Here is a 16,032-nt window from a genome sequence, read left to right as displayed (position 1 = left end):
CTTTCAATCTAGCGGTGCATCATTTCCGGCGAAGAGAGCAGAAATGTATTCCACTCCTGCGGCGAGGCGGCCTGGTCCAGGGCCTGGCGCGTGGCGGCACTCAAGGTCGGCTGCAGCGACTGGTAGTACAGGGCGCTGGCCAGCTGGGGAAACGCGACCTTTTCCTGTGGCTGCGGGCCGTCCGTCTTGAACAGGCCGGCGCTGCCCGAACCGATGGTGCGGGCGATATCGAAACGCGTCGTCATCTGGCCGGGGCTGGCCCAGGACGCATCCGTGAGCGGATAGCCGTCCGGCGTCTGGCGCCCGTACAGGGGCTGTCCCATGCGCGCGAGCCAGCTCAGCATGGGACCGGCGTTGAGGATGGGCTTGTCGTCGTAGCTGAGGCGCACGGCCGACACCACGTAATGCATGGGGTCCTTGAATTTCTTGCCCAGCGACTGCCTGAACTCGGGACTGCTGAACATGGTCTGCAGCACGTCGGCGATCATGCCGTCGCTGTGCTGGAAAGTGGCCGCCATGCGCGCCACCAGCGCCTCTGGAGGGTTATCTCCCACGAAATACTGGGCCAGCTTGCCGCTGATAAAGCGCGCGGTGGCGGGACTGCGGCTCAGGCGGTCCAGCGCTTCATCGAGTTCGGCCAGTCCCCGCCCCTTCACCGTTTGCCCGAGGAATTGCTTATCGCCGTAATCGTGGCGGTTCGGATTGAATTCGAACAGGCCCCGGCGCACGTATTGCGATTGCAGCGCCGGTTTCACCTTCGGCGTATCCGTGCCCAGGTTGACGCCCACGCCGGTGAGGATACGCGCCAGTTCCTGCACGTCGGTCTGGCTATAGCCGCCGTTCACGCCCAGGGTGTGCAACTCCATCAGCTCGCGCGCATAGTTTTCATTGATGCGCTTGACGGCGTTGGCTTCATTATCGAGGTAGCGCAGCATGGCCGGGTGGTGGACGGTCGCGCCCAGCAAGTCGCGGAATTTCCCCAGGGCATGCGGCGCGATGGCGTTCGCCTCGTAATCGCCGACCATGGCGCGCAAGTTGTGCTTGCCCTGGTGCACGCTGAAATGGTTGAGCCAGAACCAGCTCAGCTGCCGCTGCAGCTGGTTCGGCGAATACACGTCGAGCAACAGCGAGCGCGTGGCCGCCTCGCGCGCCAGGCGGTTCAGTTCCTGCTGGTACTCCTTTTGCGCTTGCTGCTTCGCCATGTCGTCCATGACGCCGGCCGACTCCTTGCGCTTTTGCTCCACGGACATGACGAGCTGGTCGAGCGGCACCTGGCTGATGGTCATGACGTCGATCTGCGCCTGCACGGCGGGCGGCAGGCTCGTTTTGCCTGGGTGCAACTGCGCCTGCAGGTAAGCGTTCCAGCCTTCCTTTTGCAACTGGCGCACGCTGCCGCCGTTCACGCCCCAGCTGACGCGCTCGAGCATCGCGATGCCTTGCGCGGCATTGTCGGGCGCGGCGACGGCATGCTGCGCGGCCGGCGGCGCCGTCGCGGCACAGCCGGCCAGCAACAGCAGGGATATCAAGGTCGTCGGCAATAATCGGTTCGGGCTCATGGTAATCTTTCAAGCGGTTTCAACCAGAATGCCTGAGGGTACGCCCAAGTTGACCCGCGCATGATTGCCATTTGCAACGAGTTGTAATCAAGCGGGCTTGTTCGCCAGCCGATCGCGCGCGGGCGCGGGCACGTTAGCAATGAACAATCTCGGATAAAATGTTATCGAGAGAATGGCGTACTGCAATGGCAGCTGCGTATTTTCTCTTAAACCAGACATTATCCATACAATACGTCCACATTAAAAAGAAATGAAAATATTATTTATCGCCGCATTGGGAATCTTATCGTTCATTCAAACGCCCTTATCCTTCGCCGAGAATCTGAATGGAAAAACCCTGTATGTGCAGCGATGTGCCGTGTGCCACGGAGCAGAGATCAAGGGAACCGGGCCATTGGCGAATAAAAGCAATCCCCCTACACCGGATCTGACGACGGCCGCTTTTAAAAAACGCCTGAAGGATTATCCGGGTGTGATCGTATCGTCCGTCATACTGCGCCCGAATGGCGATTTGATTCCAAAGACCTTGAAAGAGAATGGCGTCAAGATCGCGCCATACGCCTGGCGGGTAAAGGATTTTCGCGATTTGAATCAATACATGAGTGATGTGATTTTCAAAAACCGCTGATCTTGAAATCAGCGGAGTACACCTCGCGCAGGAATACTCCGAAATCAATTATCCTGTTTGAATAACTCCACGCACTGATCCCGCAGGAAGTCGCGCAACTGCAGCACCAGCGGCGTCACCTGCGCCCGGTGCGTGCAGACCAGGTTCAGGGGCGTCGCCTCGCCCGCCACGTCGGGCAACAGCGCTTGCAGGCGGCCGGTGGCCAGGTCGCCAGCCACGTCGAGCCGCGATTTGTAGGCGATGCCCAGGCCCGCCACGGCCCAGCGGCGCACGAGGTCGGCGTCGTCGGCGCTGCGGTTGCCGCTGACGGCAATCGTCACCTGCTCGCGCTGGGGCAGGCGGTAAAAAGTCCAGCGGTCGTGCAAGCCGTCTTCCAGCGCGAAGCGCAGGCAATTGCGTTGCGACAAGTCTTGCAGCGCCAGCAAGGGGCCATGTTCGCGCAGGTAGCCGGGCGAGGCCACCAGCACCCTGTCGTTGGCGGGCGCGATGGGCATGGCGACCATGCTCGAATCGTCTTGCTGGCCATAGCGGATGGCCACGTCGACTTGCTGACGCACCATGTCGGCCACCCGGTCGCTGACGCTGAGCTGGTAGTGCAGTTTCGGATGGCGCGCCTGGAATGCGTCCAGCCAGCCCAGCATCAGGTTGCGGCCCAGGTCGGAAGGCATGGCAATTTTCAAGGTTCCGCCGAAACTGTCCTTGCCGGCCAGCAGTGCGTCATGGCCCGCGCGCAGCAGGCGCAGGGCTTCGCGCGCATGCTCGAGATATTGCGTGCCTTCCGGCGTCAGGCTCAGCGAACGGGTCGTGCGGGCCAGCAGGCGCAAGCCCAATTCCCCTTCCAGGCGCTTGACGGCGGCGCTGGCCAGCGCGGGCGAGATGCCGATCTCGCGCGCGGCCGCCGACAAACTGCCCCGGTCAGCCGTGCGGACAAACACTTGCAAGTCATCGAGTCGCAGCAATTTTCAGAATTCCTTTGAAAGTGTTTCGGTACGCGCCCTCTTTTTCGCTGGCGACAAAATGGCCATGATACGTCAAACCCATATGGCCACGCCCACAATGTTGTCGGATTACGGTCCTTCGGACCTAATCCGACCTACCCGACTCCATCACTGTTTTACCAAAGGAAGAATATGAAAGCCATCGCCTACCACCACAGCCTGCCCATCACGGATGCCGACGCCCTGCTCGACATCGAGCTGCCCGTGCCCGTCGCCACTGGACGCGACCTGCTCGTCGCCGTCAAGGCCGTCTCCGTCAATCCCGTCGACACCAAGGTGCGCCAGAACCGCGCGCCGAAAGACGGCCAGCCGGAAGTGCTGGGCTGGGATGCGGCCGGCGTCGTCACCGCCGTCGGCCCCGACGTCACCCTGTTCCAGGTGGGCGACAAGGTCTGGTACGCGGGCGCCATCAACCGCCCCGGCAGCAACAGCGAATTTCAATTAGTCGACGAGCGCATCGTGGGCCACATGCCGGCCAGCCTCGATTTCGCCCCGGCCGCCGCCCTGCCGCTCACGGCGATCACGGCGTGGGAATTGCTGTTCGACCGCCTGCAGATCAGCCGCGACAAGAGCCTGACCGGCAAGTCGCTGCTCGTGATCGGCGCGGCCGGCGGCGTTGGCTCCGTGCTGGTGCAACTGGCGCGGCAGTTGACGGGCGTCACCATCATCGGCACGGCCTCGCGCGCGGAAACGGCCGACTGGGTCAAGCAACTGGGCGCCCACCACGTGATCGACCACAGCCTGCCGCTGGCCGCCGAAATCACGCGCCTCGGTTTACCGCCCGTCGATTACGTGATCAGCCTGAACCAGACCGACAAGCATTTCGAGCAGATCGTCGAACTAATCGCGCCGCAGGGCAAATTCGCCCTGATCGACGACCCCGAGCACATCGACGTGCGCAAGTTCAAGGGCAAGAGCGTGTCGCTGCACTGGGAACTGATGTTTACCCGTTCGCTGTTCCAGACGGCGGACATGGTCCAGCAGCATGCACTGCTCGAGGAACTGGCGCAGCTGGTGGACGCCGGTATCATCAAGACCACCGTGGCCGAGCGCTTCGGCACGATCAACGCGGCAAATTTGAAGCGTGCGCATGCCCTGCTGGAAAGCAATACGGCCAAAGGCAAGATCGTCCTTGAAGGGTTCTAAACTCAGGTAATCAGAATGGCCCGAAAATCATTGACATTCGTCAATGTCGGGCCCGTGATCACACTATCTCCCAGCGCCTGGAAGAAGCCGTGTCCATCGTTGTTGTCAAGGCTATCGCGGGGCTTGATGCCCTGCGCCCAGGCACGCTGCAGGGTGTCGGGCGCGAGATAAGCGCCGGCGATGTCTTCCTGGCCGTCGACGCCATCCGTGTCGCCGGCCAGCGCGTGGATGCCCTCGTGTCCGTCCAGCGCGATGCCCAGCGCCAGCAAAAATTCCACGTTGCGTCCGCCGCGGCCCTTGCCGCGCACGGTGACCGTCGTTTCGCCCCCCGACAGCAGCACGCACGGGGCGGGAAACGGCTGGCCCCGCATCGCCGTTTGCAGCGCGATGCCGGCCATGACTTTGCCCACGTCGCGCGCCTCGCCTTCCAGGCTGTCGCCCAATATATACGGCGTGACGCCGGCCGCGCGCGCCACGGCGGCCGCCGCCTCGAGCGCCATCTGCGGCGTGGCGACCAGGGTCGTGCGCGTGCGCGTCAGGCGCGGGTCACCGGGTTTCACGGATTCGCCGCGCCCGCTTTCCAGCGTTTTTCTTATGCTGTCCGGCAAGTCCATGCCATAGCGGCGCACGATGGCCAGCGCGTCCTCGCACGTCGTCGCGTCGCCCACCGTGGGGCCGGACGCGATATCGCCGAGCTTGTCGCCAGGCACGTCGGAAATCGCCAACGTCACCACTTGCGCCGGATGGCAGGCGGCCGCCAGCCGGCCGCCCTTGATGGCGGACAAATGGCGGCGCACGCAATTCATTTCGCCGATGGTGGCGCCCGACGCCAGCAGCGCGCGGTTCAACGCTTGCTTGTCTTCCAGGGTGATGCCGTCCAGCGGCAAGGCCAGCAGCGACGAGCCGCCGCCCGAGATCAGGCACAGCACCGTGTCGTCCGCCTGCAAGTTGCCCACCACGTCCAGCATGCGCCGCGCGGCCGCCATGCCGGCAGAGTCCGGCACAGGATGCGACGCTTCCACGATCTCGATGCGTTCACAGGGCACGGCATAGCCGTAGCGCGTGACGACGAGGCCCGACAGCGGCCCCGGCCAATGCCGCTCCACGGCTTGCGCCATGGCGGCCGACGCCTTGCCGGCGCCGATGACGATCAAGCGTCCCCTGGGCGCGGGCGGCAGATGGGGCGGTATGCAGTGCGATGGCTGCGCCGCCTCGACGGCGGCATGGAACATGGCTTGCAGCAAGGCGCGCGGCGCGGGGGGCGTCGTCATGGTGTTCTCCTCGGGTATCCGAACCCGATCATAGCAGGGACGGCGCTGCCCGGAGACTACAATGGCGGCTTGATCACGAACAGGAATGCAATGAGCGACGCCATCGAATGGACCAGTCTTGCCCGCACTTTCGGGCTGTTTACCGTCACGGCCGTGGCTGAACTGCTGGGCTGCTACCTGCCCATGCTGTGGCTGAGCAACAAGGGCAGCGCCTGGCTGCTGTTGCCGGCCGCCCTCAGCCTGCTGATCTTCGTGTGGCTGCTGACCCTGCATCCGGCCGCCAGCGGCCGGGTCTACGCCACGTATGGCGCCGTCTACATCGCCACGGCGCTGGGATGGCTGTGGCTGGTGGACGGCGTCACGCCCGCCTGGACGGATGTGACGGGCGTGGGCCTGGCCCTGGCCGGCGCCGCCGTGATTGCCATGGGACACAAGGCAGCGTAATTACGCCGCGTGCTGGCGGAAATTCGTTTCCGCCGACCACGCCGCGCTGGCGCGGGCCAGCAGTACGGCTTCGCCATCGGCCAGCCAGTCGTCCGCGTCGGCAATCTTCCACATGGCTTGCAGCAGCTTGCGGCGCAAGTCCGGGTCCGTGATTTCATCGAGCAGGCTGTCGATCACGCCATGGGCCAGCTGCACGGCGCCATGCACGGTCGACGTCAGCATGTCGTCGCACAAGTCTTGCAGCAGCTGTTGAAAAGCGGCCGGCGCCAGGTCGATATGTTCGAGGATCTTGCTGCGGTGCATGGCTTGCAGCTCGGCGCTGGCCAGGTTGCCGTCGACCACCATCATCAGGGCCAGGATACGTCCCGCTGCCTGGGGACTGTTCGTTTCATAGGTACGCATAGTCTTTACTTTCCATTGTGAGTTTAAAAAGCGCGCCACCGCCGTGCGGGGCGCGCCGTACTGCAGTTTTACTCTGTTTATTTCTTGTCGCTGCGGGTGATGAATACGCTCGCCACGCAGCTCGACACGATCAGCACCGCCACCACCAGCAGCGACGCTTCCACCGGCACGTGGTACCACGGCATGATCAGCATCTTGGCGCCGATAAACACGAGCACCATTGCCAGGCCATACTTGAGCATGTGGAAGCGGTCAGCCACATCCACCAGCAGGAAGTACAAGGCGCGCAAGCCCATGATGGCGAACAGGTTCGACGTGAAGACGATGAACGGGTCCGTCGTGATGGCGAAGATCGCCGGGATCGAATCGACCGCGAAGACCAGGTCCGTCACCTCGATCAGGATCAGCACGAGGAACAGCGGCGTGACATAGCGCAAGCCGCCCTTGGCCACGAAGAAACGCTCGCCGTGGTCGCCGTCGGCCACCCGCAAGTGACGGCGGGCAAAACGCAGCACGGGGTTGTTCGCCACGTCCGGCTCCGCATCGGTCGCCACCAGCATGCGCATGCCGGTAATCAACAGGAAGGCGCCAAACAGGTACAGCACCCAGCTGAACTCGCTCACCACCCAGGCGCCGGCCATGATCATCACGGCGCGCATGACGATCGCGCCCAGCACGCCGTAAATCAAGACGCGGCGCTGGTACTGGATCGGCACCTGGAAGGCGCTGAAGATCAGCAGGAAGACGAACACGTTATCGACCGACAGGGCTTTCTCGATCAGGTAGCCGGAGAAAAACTCCAGCGCCTTCTGGTTGGCGATCTCGGGTCCGGCCGTGCCGTTCAGATACCACCACAGGCCGCCGTTGAACAGCAGGGCCAGGCTGACCCACACGAGCGACCACGTCGCCGCTTCCTTGACGCTGACCTTGTGCGCCTTGTTGCCGCCGAAGACGAACAGGTCCAGCGCCAGCATGAACAGGACGAATACGATGAAACCGGCCCACATGGGTGCCGTTGCAATACTCTCCAGGCCGTTCATCGGCGGCCTCCGCAACTGTCTGTCTCTATCCTGATGCCCATGGCACTCTCCTTGCATGAATTGAGCAGTCATCATAGGCTGAATATAAACATCGAACAAATCGAATATAATTTATGAATACATCGAAAAATTCGATGTATTAATTTGCCGGGAACAAACATGTCCACACTCAACTTCAAGCACTTGCGCTATTTCTGGATGGTGGCCAAGACGGGCAGCATCGCCCGCGCGGCCGAGCAGCTGCACCTGACGCCGCAATCGATTTCGGGCCAGCTCAGCGACTTTGCCGACACCCTGGGCGTGGAACTGTTCCGCCGCAGCGGGCGCAAGCTGGAATTGACGGACACGGGCAGACGCATCCTCAGCCATGCGGAAGAGATTTTCAGCACGGGCGACGAATTGCTGGAAATCGTGCGCGACCAGTCGCGCACGGCGACGACCACGTTTCGCGTGGGCTGCGCCGATTCTGTGTCGAAACTGATCGCCTGCCGCCTGGTCGAACCGGCGCTGGGCCTGGCCGAACCGCTGCGCATGATCTGCCGCGAAGGCCGGCTGGCCAGCCTGCTGGCGGATCTGGCCGTGCACCGGCTGGACCTGATCATCGCCGACCGCCCCATGCCGTCCCACTTGAGCGTGCGCGGCTACAACCACCTGCTGGGCGAAAGCGGCATGACCCTGTTCGGCACGCCGGCGCTGGCCGCCACGCTGGAAGGCGGCTTTCCCAAATGCCTCGATGGCGCGCCGCTGCTGCTGCCGGGCGAGGATTTCGCCATCTATGGCCGCTTGCTGCAATGGCTGGGCGACAACCACCTGCACCCGCGCATCGTGGGCGAGTTCGACGACAGCGCCATGATGCAGGCCTTCGGCCAGTCCGGCGCCGGCCTGTTCTTCGCCCCCACCGTGATCGCGCCCCAGGTGTGCGAACAGCATGGCGTGGTGGCGCTGGGCCGGGTCGACAGCCTCGTCGAGCAGGTGTATGCGATCACCACGGAGCGGCGGCTGAGCCACCCGGCCACCGTCGCCATCAGCCAGAGCGCGCGGCGCGAGCTGTTCGTGTAGTAGTTCCACAACTGAAGTTCCACAATTAAAACCCCCAAATACATTTGAGCAAATACATCTATATAATGGCAAGCCTCCCCGACGCCTTGCGCGCCCCTTCCTGGACTTGCCGCAATGAAGCACTTGCACGACATCCCCTCTGCCTTCAAGCATGAATTTGCCAACCCGCGCCTGTGGTGGTCGCGTGCCGTCGTCGTCGGCATGGCCGCCGTCGCGGGCCTCGTCGTCGTGGGCTTTACGTGGCTGGCGGAAACAGCGCTCGATTGTTTTCTCTTTTTTAACGGCAAGGCCTGGTGGTTCGCCCTGCTGTGGACACCGGCCTGCGCCGCCCTGCTCGTCTGGCTGACGCGCCGCTATGCCGTGGGCGCGGCTGGCTCCGGCATCCCGCAAGTGATGGCCACGCTGGACCCGGCCGTGGCGCCGGAGCAGCGCTCGCTGTTCGTGTCCCTGAAACTCAGCGCCGCGAAGATAGTCCTGACGGCGGGCGGCTTGCTGGGCGGCTTGTCGCTGGGGCGCGAAGGGCCGTCCGTGCAGATCGCCGCCGGCGTGATGCTGGCCGCGCGCCGCTGGCTGCCGCGCCATTCGCAGGTGAGCGCCCATTCGCTGCTGGTGGCGGGCGGCGCGGCCGGCATCGCGGCTGCCTTCAACACGCCGCTGGCGGGCGTCATGTTTGCCATCGAAGAATTGTCGCGCTCGCCCGAGCAGCGCAACAGCGGCCTCATCGTCGCCGGCATCGTGCTGGCCGGTATGATGGCCGTGTCGATCCACGGCAACGCCACCCATTTCGGCATCATCCATCCCGGCCCCATCGGCCTAGCGCTGGCCCTGCCAGGTTTACTGGTCACCCTCGTGGCGGGCGTGGCCGGCGGCCTGTTCGCGCGGCTGCTATTGGCGTCCGCCCGGGGCAATCCGCTGGGAAAATTATCGGCGTGGAGAACCAGCCGGCCAGTGCTGTTCGCCGCCGTCTGCGGTTTGCTGGTGGCGGCCATCGGCATCGCCAGCCACGGCGCCACGTTCGGCAGCGGCACCGTGGCCACGCGCGCCATGCTGGAAGGTTCCAGCGACGTGGCGCCGGCCTTTGTGGCCTTCAAATATGTGGCAACGTGGCTGACCGTCTGGTCGGGCGTGCCGGCCGGCATCTTCGCGCCATCCCTGGCCATCGGCGCCGGCATCGGACATGACATTGCGCAATTGCTGCACTATCCGCACGCGCCCGCCCTGATCGCGCTGGGCATGGTGGGCTTCCTGGCCGCCGCCACGCAGGCGCCGCTGACGGCGTTTATCATCGTCATGGAAATGGTCGATGGCCACGGCATGGTGCTGAGCCTGATGGCCTGCGCCGTGGTGGCCAGCACCGTCTCGCGCGTGCTCAGCGAGCCGCTGTACGGGGCGCTGGCGCAACTGCAGCTGCAACGGTTGCCGCAGGCCAGCCGGGACACTACATCGTAAACGGAAACGGCTGCATGCCCGCCTGCCTGTCATCGGGGGAGACGACGGCCAGCAAGGCGTTCAAGCCCTGGTTCAGGTGCGCCAGGCTGTCGGGGTCCAGCTGGGCCAGCGCGCTGGGCAGCAAGCCGCGCGCCGGCTGCGGCGCGCCGGCGATCACGGCTTGCCCTTCCGCCGTCAGGGTGAGCGTGACGACGCGCTGGTCGGGCTGGTCGCGCGCCTTACGCACATAGGTTTTTTTCACCAGCGCCTCGACCAGGTTGCTGGCCGTCGTCTGGTGTATCGACATCTTGCCGGCCAGCTCGCCCATGCGCAGGCCCGGCCGCTCCAGCAATTCCTGCATCACCCACAGTTGCGCGCCAGACACGCCGCATTGCTTCTCGATCTGCGCCGAGTGCCGCTGCGCCGCGCGCATGACGACGCGCATGTTTTGCAAGGCCATGCCCTGCGCCCGGGCCACCGCCGAAATGTCCGCTTCCACCACCATTGCCTCCGTTGTCGTACCGGCTGCGCGCCTGCTGGCGGGCCGGAATCCCTGCATGATACCTGCAAAGGCGGGGGGATTCCTAGCGCATGGGGACTGGCTCTCCAGCTTGCCAAGCCTGCTCCAGCACCAGCTTGCCAGCCTGGTCCCACTGGCGCTCGATGCCCTGTTTCTTGTCATGTTCATACGGCACGACCTGCTGCGGGCTGCCGTCCGCGTACCAGGTCTGCAGCAAGCCATGGCGCTGGCCGTCGCGCATGGGCGTGACACTGGCGCGCACGCCGTTGTCATGCCATTGCGTCACGTCGCCCTGCTCGCGCCCTTGGGCATCCTGCTGCCAGGCAACGGTCGGCTGGCCATTGCTGCCCCACTTCTGCATGCTCAGCAGCTTGCCCTTGCGGTACAGCGCTCTCTGCGCCAGCTGGCCATTGTCATGACTGTCGAACGACCAGCCGTCGGGCTCACCATGGCGCCACGTCGTGCTGGCGAGCACCTTGCCGTCCGGCGCCAGGGTGACGGCCTCGCCATCCTGCTCGTCATGGATGAAATGGCTGCGCTGGAACAGCTTGCCGTCGGCGTAAAACACTTGCTGCAGCCCATGCATCCTGCCGCCTTTCAGGAAGGCGCGGCTGCTCACCTTGCCATTCGGGCCATACGACACATACTCGCCATCGGCCATTTGCTGGCCGTGGTAGCGGATGCGGTTCATCAGCTGGCCATTCTCATGGTAAGACTCGACAATACGGTCGCGTCCGTTCGGCAGCCGGGTCACCTTTTGCTTGAGCTGGCCGTTGTCATAGAACGACGTGCCGCCAGCCGGCGCCTGCGCCTGCGCCGCCACCGGCAGCACCGTCATGAGCGCTGCCAGCAGCGCCAGGCGCATTTTCTGTGCATACCGCATGCGATCCCCCTATTTCGCGACCACGGGCTGGCCATCGTGCCACGCCTGCTCCAGCACCAGCTTGCCCGTCTTGTCCCACTGGCGCTCGATGCCGTGCTTCTTGCCGTGTTCGTACGGCACGATCTGCCGCAGGCTGCCATCGCTGTACCAGGTCTGCAGCAAGCCGTGGCGCTGGCCTTCGACAAACGGCGTCACGCTGGCGCGCACGCCGTTGGCATGCCAATCCGTCGTGTCGCCATGGTCGCGCCCCTGCGCGTCTTTTTGCCACGCAAACACGGGCCGGCCATTCGGGCCCCACGTTTGCAAACTGAGCACGGCACCTTTCTGGTACAGCGTCTTGTTCGACACGACGCCATTGCCATGGCTTTCAAACGACCAGCCGTCGGGCTGGCCGTGCACCCAGACGGTCCGGGCCAGCACCTTGCCGTCCTCGGCAAGCATGACAAACTCGCCCTCGCGCTGGCCATCGACGTGCCGTCCCCTTCGGAACAGCTTGCCATCCGGATAAAACGATTCCTCCACGCCATCCATCTGGCCATTGCGGCGATACGAGCGGTTGCTGACGGCGCCATTCGCGCCATACGACACGTGCTCGCCATCGGCCATCTCGTCGCCGTGGTACAGCGTGCGGCTCATCAATTGGCCGTTCTTGTGATACGTTTCCGAGATGCTGTCGCGCCCGTTCGGCAGCGGCGTGACCTTCTGCTGGATCTGGCCATTCTCGAAGTACACGCAGCCGCCCAGCAGCTCCTCGCCCTGGGCATTGAAATAGGTTTCGCGCAGCAGCTGGCCATTCTCGTAGTAGGACTTGCGAAAACGCACGAACCTGATCTGGCTCAGGTCCAGGTCCGTGGCATAGGTTTCAAAGGCCAGCACGCCCGGCGTGTCGGGAAATTCGAGCCGCACATGCCAGGCGCCCAGCGACTCGTCGCGCTCCGGCGGCGTGCGCAACGCATACACGGCGCGGCGTTGGTTGCTTGGCATGAAATTCTCATCCAGATACATGGTGTGGTCTTCCTCCTGCAAGGTTGGCGTTGGCATTTGCCCTTCGGGCTGTTCCTGAGCCGCCAATGGCAGGGCTGCGCCCATGCCCAGCGCGGCGGCCAGCAGCCAGCACATCGTCTGTTGATTCTTCATGTTGCTCCATTGTTCATGTTGCTTTGCGGCCACTATCATAAAGGCAAGCGCCGTTCGCCATGGGCACGATTGCCGCCCCAACAATAAAAAACCGGGACCAGACCTGCTGGTCCGGCCCCGGTCCGGGGACATGCGCTGGCGCGGCAAGCGCGCCACACATCAGCCCATGCCATCCTTGACAGGCGACAACTGGCTCGCATGCAGCCGTGCATACGCGCCGCCCTGCTGCAGCAAGGCGGCATGGCTGCCCGACTCGACCAGGCGCCCGCCCTGCATGACGACGATGCGGTCGGCGCTTTCGATGGTGGATAAGCGGTGGGCGATGACGATGGTGGTGCGGTTGCGCATCAGCACTTCCAGCGCCGCCTGCACGGAGCGCTCCGACTCCGTGTCCAGCGCGCTGGTCGCTTCATCGAGCAGCAGGATCGGCGCATCCTTGTACAGGGCGCGGGCGATGGCCAGGCGCTGGCGTTGCCCACCCGACAGGCGCGAACCGTTCTGGCCCGCCTGGGTCGCATAGCCTTGCGGCAGCTGCATGATGAAATCGTGCGCATACGCGGCGCGCGCCGACGCTTCGATGCGGGCCATGTCCGGGGCCGGGTCGCCATACGCGATATTCGCCGCCATCGTGTCGTTGAACAGGATCACATCCTGGCTGACGAGAGCGAACTGGCGCCGCAGGGCCAGCAGCGCGTAGTCGCGCACGTCGACGCCGTCGAGCAAAATCCGGCCGCCGCTGACGTCATAGAAACGCGGCAGCAGGCCCAGCAAGGTCGTCTTGCCGCCGCCCGAGCCGCCCACGAGGGCCACCGTTTCGCCGGCGCGGATGTCGAGCGTGATATCGCTCAAGGCCGTGGGCCCATCGGGATCGTCGCTGTTGTAGCGGAAGTGCACGTTCTGCAGAGACAGATTGCCTTGCACGGCGGCAGGGGCGATGGTGCCCGGGTCCGGTTCCAGCGGCGTGTCGATCAAACCGAAGACGGACTCGGCCGCAGCCAGGCCCCGCTGCAGCGGCTCATTGATCTTGGTCAGGTTCTTGATCGGCGACTGCATGGCCATCAGCGCGCCCATGAAGGCAACAAAAGCGCCCGGCGTGATGGCGCCGCTTTGCGCGCGCAGCATGGCGAAATAAATCACGGACGACAGGGTAATGCCGACGAGCATCATGATGAAGCCGGAATTCATGGCCGAGGTGGCCGCGTGCTTGACGGCCAGCTGGCGGTTGCGCTTGACGACGTTGCCGAAGCGCGCCTGTTCATAGTCCTGCCCGCCGAAGATTTTCACCACGCGCTGGCCGCCGATGCTTTCATCGAGCACGGACGTCAGCTCGCCCACGGCTTGCTGCGAACTCTTGCTCAGGTGGCGCATGCGCCGTCCCGCCAGGGTCACGACGATGGCGACGATGGGCATCGAGGCCATGCAGAACAGGGCCAGTTTCACGTCGATGCTGAACAATAAAATCAGGTAGCCGACGGTGGCGACGGAATCGCGCACCATCACGTTGAGCACGTTCAAGCCCGCCTGCGACACCTGGCTGGCGTCGAAGGCCACGCGCGACTGCGTCAGGCTGGTGGTGGTGGTGTCGAAAAAGCGGCTGGGCAGGCGCATGATGGTGGCGAACATCTTTTCGCGCAAATCGGCCTGCACCCGGCTCGATAGCCAAACGGAACCGTAATCGCCGGCAAAGCTCGACACCATGCGCAGCACGGCCAGGCCCAGGATGGTGGCGGGAATCACCCACAGATCCACCTGTCCCGCCTGTGCCGGCAAGAAACGGTCGACCCAGCCCTGCAGCATGCCCATCACGCCGGACACGGGCGCGACCTGCGTGCTGGCCGTCGTGCGCATGGCGTCGACGACGTTTTGCAACTGGCGGATTAACAACACATCGGTGGCGGACGCCACGCCCACGGCCAGCAAAGTGGCGGCAACGATGGCGCCATAGCGGCGAAACTGGCCGGCCAGGCGGAAGAACAGGAGGCGACTTTGCTGCATGCAGGTGAGAAAAGTAAGGGTAAAACGTGATTCTAACCGCTGCCAGACTCACCTATGAGAAAGTCGTCACCTTGCCGGCGCAGGACCGGCAAGGAAAACACGGACGATCAGCTCTTCGCCACTTTCCACGCGGCCGTGCCAGCCTTGCAGACTTTCAGCTTCAGGGTCTGTTCCTGGCCCTTGGCGTTCAAGCCCACCTGCACCTTGCGGCACGTTTGCGCATCCGTCTTTTCCGTATCGCTGGCCGTGATGTCGGCGGCGATGCGCACGGAATTGCGCAAGCCTTCATTGCTCCATTGCACGGTTTCGCCATCCTTCTTGTCGTTGAGCACGTCGGTGACGGCTTTCACGAAGACGGGCTTGTCGTTCTTGTTCAGGTAAGCCATCGGCGTATCGGCCAGGAAACCCAGGCCGACGGCGGAAGCGGAAGCGCTGAAGACGGCGCTGCCCAGTATCAAGGTGGACAGCAGTGTGGCGGGACGAATACGCATGGAAAACTCCTAGTTAAGTAAAAATAGGGACCGCCGGGGCGGCCCTTAGCCGGGATCCGCCGGCGAAATACCCACGGCCAGCAAGGCGTCGATGCTGGGCACGAAATAGATCGCCGACGACAGCGCCGTGGAAAAATCCAGCAGCCTGTCCGTCTTGGTGACGCCATCATAGCCTACGCCGTACATTTGCCGCAGCATGCCCATGGTCACCGTGATGTCCTTGCAGAAACCGACAAACATGACGCCCGCCTCGGTCGCATTGGCGTAATTGGCATTGCGGCGCACGATATCGACTTCCTCGCCATCGCGGATAAACTGGTTGCGGCCCACGTGGGAATCGACGGGCAGCGGCGACAATTCATGGCTGCCGGCCTTGGTGCGGCCCCACACCTGCTCCGCCGCGTGCACGGGCAAGGCGCGCAGGCGCTCCACGTCCATGCGCCATTTCTGCAGCAGCACGGTGGAGCCGCCCGCGCCCGCCTCGCCGTCCGGGATGATGGCCACGCCGTTGGCGCGGAACGGATTCGGATTCGCGACGCCGTCGGCAAAGCCGTCGAAGGTCACGTTATTGTGATACGGAAAACACACCTGCTCGCTGGCCAGCTCGGTGTAAGGGCTCAGCAAGGTGAGCGTCGTGCGCATGCTGTCGTACAGGGTGGCCGCGTTCGATTGCGTGATCCAGACCCAGAAATCGTGCTGGGTGGCCGGCGCCGTCTTGCCATTGGCGCCCACCAGGTCTTGCGCGAACGATGCCATGTTGTCCGGCACGCAGCCGGGGCAAGCGGCGCGCCACAGCTCGGGCTTGAATCCCAGCACCACATTGGCCGTGCCGCCTGTTAACTGATGGTGGCGGTTCAGGGTGGGATCCAGGATGCCCGTGACCTCGGATTCCCACAGTTTGCCCAACACCCTGAACAGCTGCTCCGGTTCAACGCCGGCCTTCACATTGAACTGCAAATGCACTTCGTCGCGCGCGACGACAGACAGCATGCTTTGTGGAATTGCCATGACAGATGTTCCTCTTTTAGTTTTCT

The 16,032-nt window shown here is 63.9% G+C and carries 16 protein-coding genes; 5 read left to right on the top strand and 11 right to left on the bottom strand.

The features are described 5' to 3' along the window. Window positions 1-8 precede the first annotated feature (8 nt). Entirely contained in the window at window positions 9-1,556 is a 1,548-nt protein-coding gene (locus AC1RBA_RS18140; RefSeq protein ID WP_492419461.1) for a DUF1800 domain-containing protein, read from the bottom strand. 250 nt (window positions 1,557-1,806) lie between these two features. On the opposite strand from AC1RBA_RS18140, the gene AC1RBA_RS18135 reads away from it, so the two are divergent. Next, window positions 1,807-2,184: a c-type cytochrome gene (locus AC1RBA_RS18135; protein WP_070291358.1), complete on the top strand. Its 378-nt coding sequence runs from the start codon at window positions 1,807-1,809 to the stop codon at window positions 2,182-2,184. A gap of 44 nt (window positions 2,185-2,228) precedes the next feature. Here the strand turns inward: AC1RBA_RS18135 and AC1RBA_RS18130 are convergent, their stop codons facing one another. Continuing rightward, a complete protein-coding gene (locus AC1RBA_RS18130) occupies window positions 2,229-3,143 on the bottom strand; it encodes a LysR family transcriptional regulator (RefSeq protein ID WP_492419459.1) in 915 nt (304 codons plus the stop codon). A gap of 171 nt (window positions 3,144-3,314) precedes the next feature. Between AC1RBA_RS18130 and AC1RBA_RS18125 the strand changes: the two genes are divergently transcribed. Next, complete coding sequence (locus tag AC1RBA_RS18125; RefSeq protein WP_492419457.1) at window positions 3,315-4,328, top strand: zinc-binding alcohol dehydrogenase family protein; 1,014 nt, start codon at window positions 3,315-3,317, stop codon at window positions 4,326-4,328. Between the two features lie 2 nt (window positions 4,329-4,330). On the opposite strand, the gene AC1RBA_RS18120 is transcribed toward AC1RBA_RS18125, so the two are convergent. Further along, the gene (locus AC1RBA_RS18120; protein ID WP_492419455.1) at window positions 4,331-5,599 is read right to left on the bottom strand and encodes a glycerate kinase type-2 family protein; all 1,269 of its coding nucleotides are present in this window, start codon (window positions 5,597-5,599) and stop codon (window positions 4,331-4,333) included. 90 nt (window positions 5,600-5,689) lie between these two features. Here AC1RBA_RS18120 and AC1RBA_RS18115 point away from each other — a divergent pair, with 90 nt between their 5' ends. Beyond that, entirely contained in the window at window positions 5,690-6,043 is a 354-nt protein-coding gene (locus AC1RBA_RS18115) for a YnfA family protein (protein ID WP_070291362.1), read from the top strand. Here AC1RBA_RS18115 and AC1RBA_RS18110 read toward each other — a convergent pair whose 3' ends face one another. Together AC1RBA_RS18110 and AC1RBA_RS18105 are read right to left on the bottom strand one after the other, a co-directional pair. Beyond that, complete coding sequence (locus AC1RBA_RS18110; protein WP_121668895.1) at window positions 6,044-6,445, bottom strand: TerB family tellurite resistance protein; 402 nt, start codon at window positions 6,443-6,445, stop codon at window positions 6,044-6,046. A gap of 77 nt (window positions 6,446-6,522) precedes the next feature. Further along, window positions 6,523-7,485 (bottom strand): TerC family protein, encoded by a 963-nt coding sequence (locus tag AC1RBA_RS18105; RefSeq protein WP_492419453.1) that lies wholly within the window; start codon window positions 7,483-7,485, stop codon window positions 6,523-6,525. A gap of 159 nt (window positions 7,486-7,644) precedes the next feature. Between AC1RBA_RS18105 and nhaR the strand changes: the two genes are divergently transcribed. Beyond that, on the top strand, window positions 7,645-8,544 hold the full coding sequence (nhaR, locus tag AC1RBA_RS18100; protein ID WP_070312984.1) for a transcriptional activator NhaR: 900 nt from the start codon (window positions 7,645-7,647) through the stop codon (window positions 8,542-8,544). Between the two features lie 114 nt (window positions 8,545-8,658). Next, window positions 8,659-9,993 (top strand): chloride channel protein, encoded by a 1,335-nt coding sequence (locus tag AC1RBA_RS18095; protein WP_492419451.1) that lies wholly within the window; start codon window positions 8,659-8,661, stop codon window positions 9,991-9,993. On the opposite strand, the gene AC1RBA_RS18090 is transcribed toward AC1RBA_RS18095, so the two are convergent. The 6 genes from AC1RBA_RS18090 to AC1RBA_RS18065 form a co-directional block, all read right to left on the bottom strand. Next, window positions 9,983-10,477 (bottom strand): MarR family winged helix-turn-helix transcriptional regulator, encoded by a 495-nt coding sequence (locus tag AC1RBA_RS18090; RefSeq protein ID WP_409028767.1) that lies wholly within the window; start codon window positions 10,475-10,477, stop codon window positions 9,983-9,985. The two genes, AC1RBA_RS18095 and AC1RBA_RS18090, sit on opposite strands and share 11 nt — an antisense overlap. Window positions 10,478-10,556: 79 nt before the next feature. Then, window positions 10,557-11,375, bottom strand: coding sequence for a toxin-antitoxin system YwqK family antitoxin (locus AC1RBA_RS18085; protein ID WP_492419449.1), 819 nt, complete (start codon window positions 11,373-11,375; stop codon window positions 10,557-10,559). 9 nt (window positions 11,376-11,384) lie between these two features. Then, a complete protein-coding gene (locus AC1RBA_RS18080) occupies window positions 11,385-12,512 on the bottom strand; it encodes a toxin-antitoxin system YwqK family antitoxin (RefSeq protein WP_492419447.1) in 1,128 nt (375 codons plus the stop codon). 159 nt (window positions 12,513-12,671) lie between these two features. After that, a complete protein-coding gene (gene msbA / locus AC1RBA_RS18075) occupies window positions 12,672-14,507 on the bottom strand; it encodes a lipid A export permease/ATP-binding protein MsbA (protein WP_492419445.1) in 1,836 nt (611 codons plus the stop codon). Between the two features lie 107 nt (window positions 14,508-14,614). After that, entirely contained in the window at window positions 14,615-14,998 is a 384-nt protein-coding gene (locus tag AC1RBA_RS18070) for a hypothetical protein (RefSeq protein ID WP_070224881.1), read from the bottom strand. A 45-nt stretch (window positions 14,999-15,043) separates the two neighbouring features. Beyond that, window positions 15,044-16,006, bottom strand: coding sequence for a Dyp-type peroxidase (locus tag AC1RBA_RS18065; RefSeq protein ID WP_492419443.1), 963 nt, complete (start codon window positions 16,004-16,006; stop codon window positions 15,044-15,046). Between the last annotated feature and the right edge of the window lie 26 nt (window positions 16,007-16,032).

The sequence above is a fragment of the Janthinobacterium sp. GW823-FHT03B06 genome, assembly GCF_058796955.1.
This window is presented reverse-complemented; position numbering and strand designations above follow the sequence as displayed.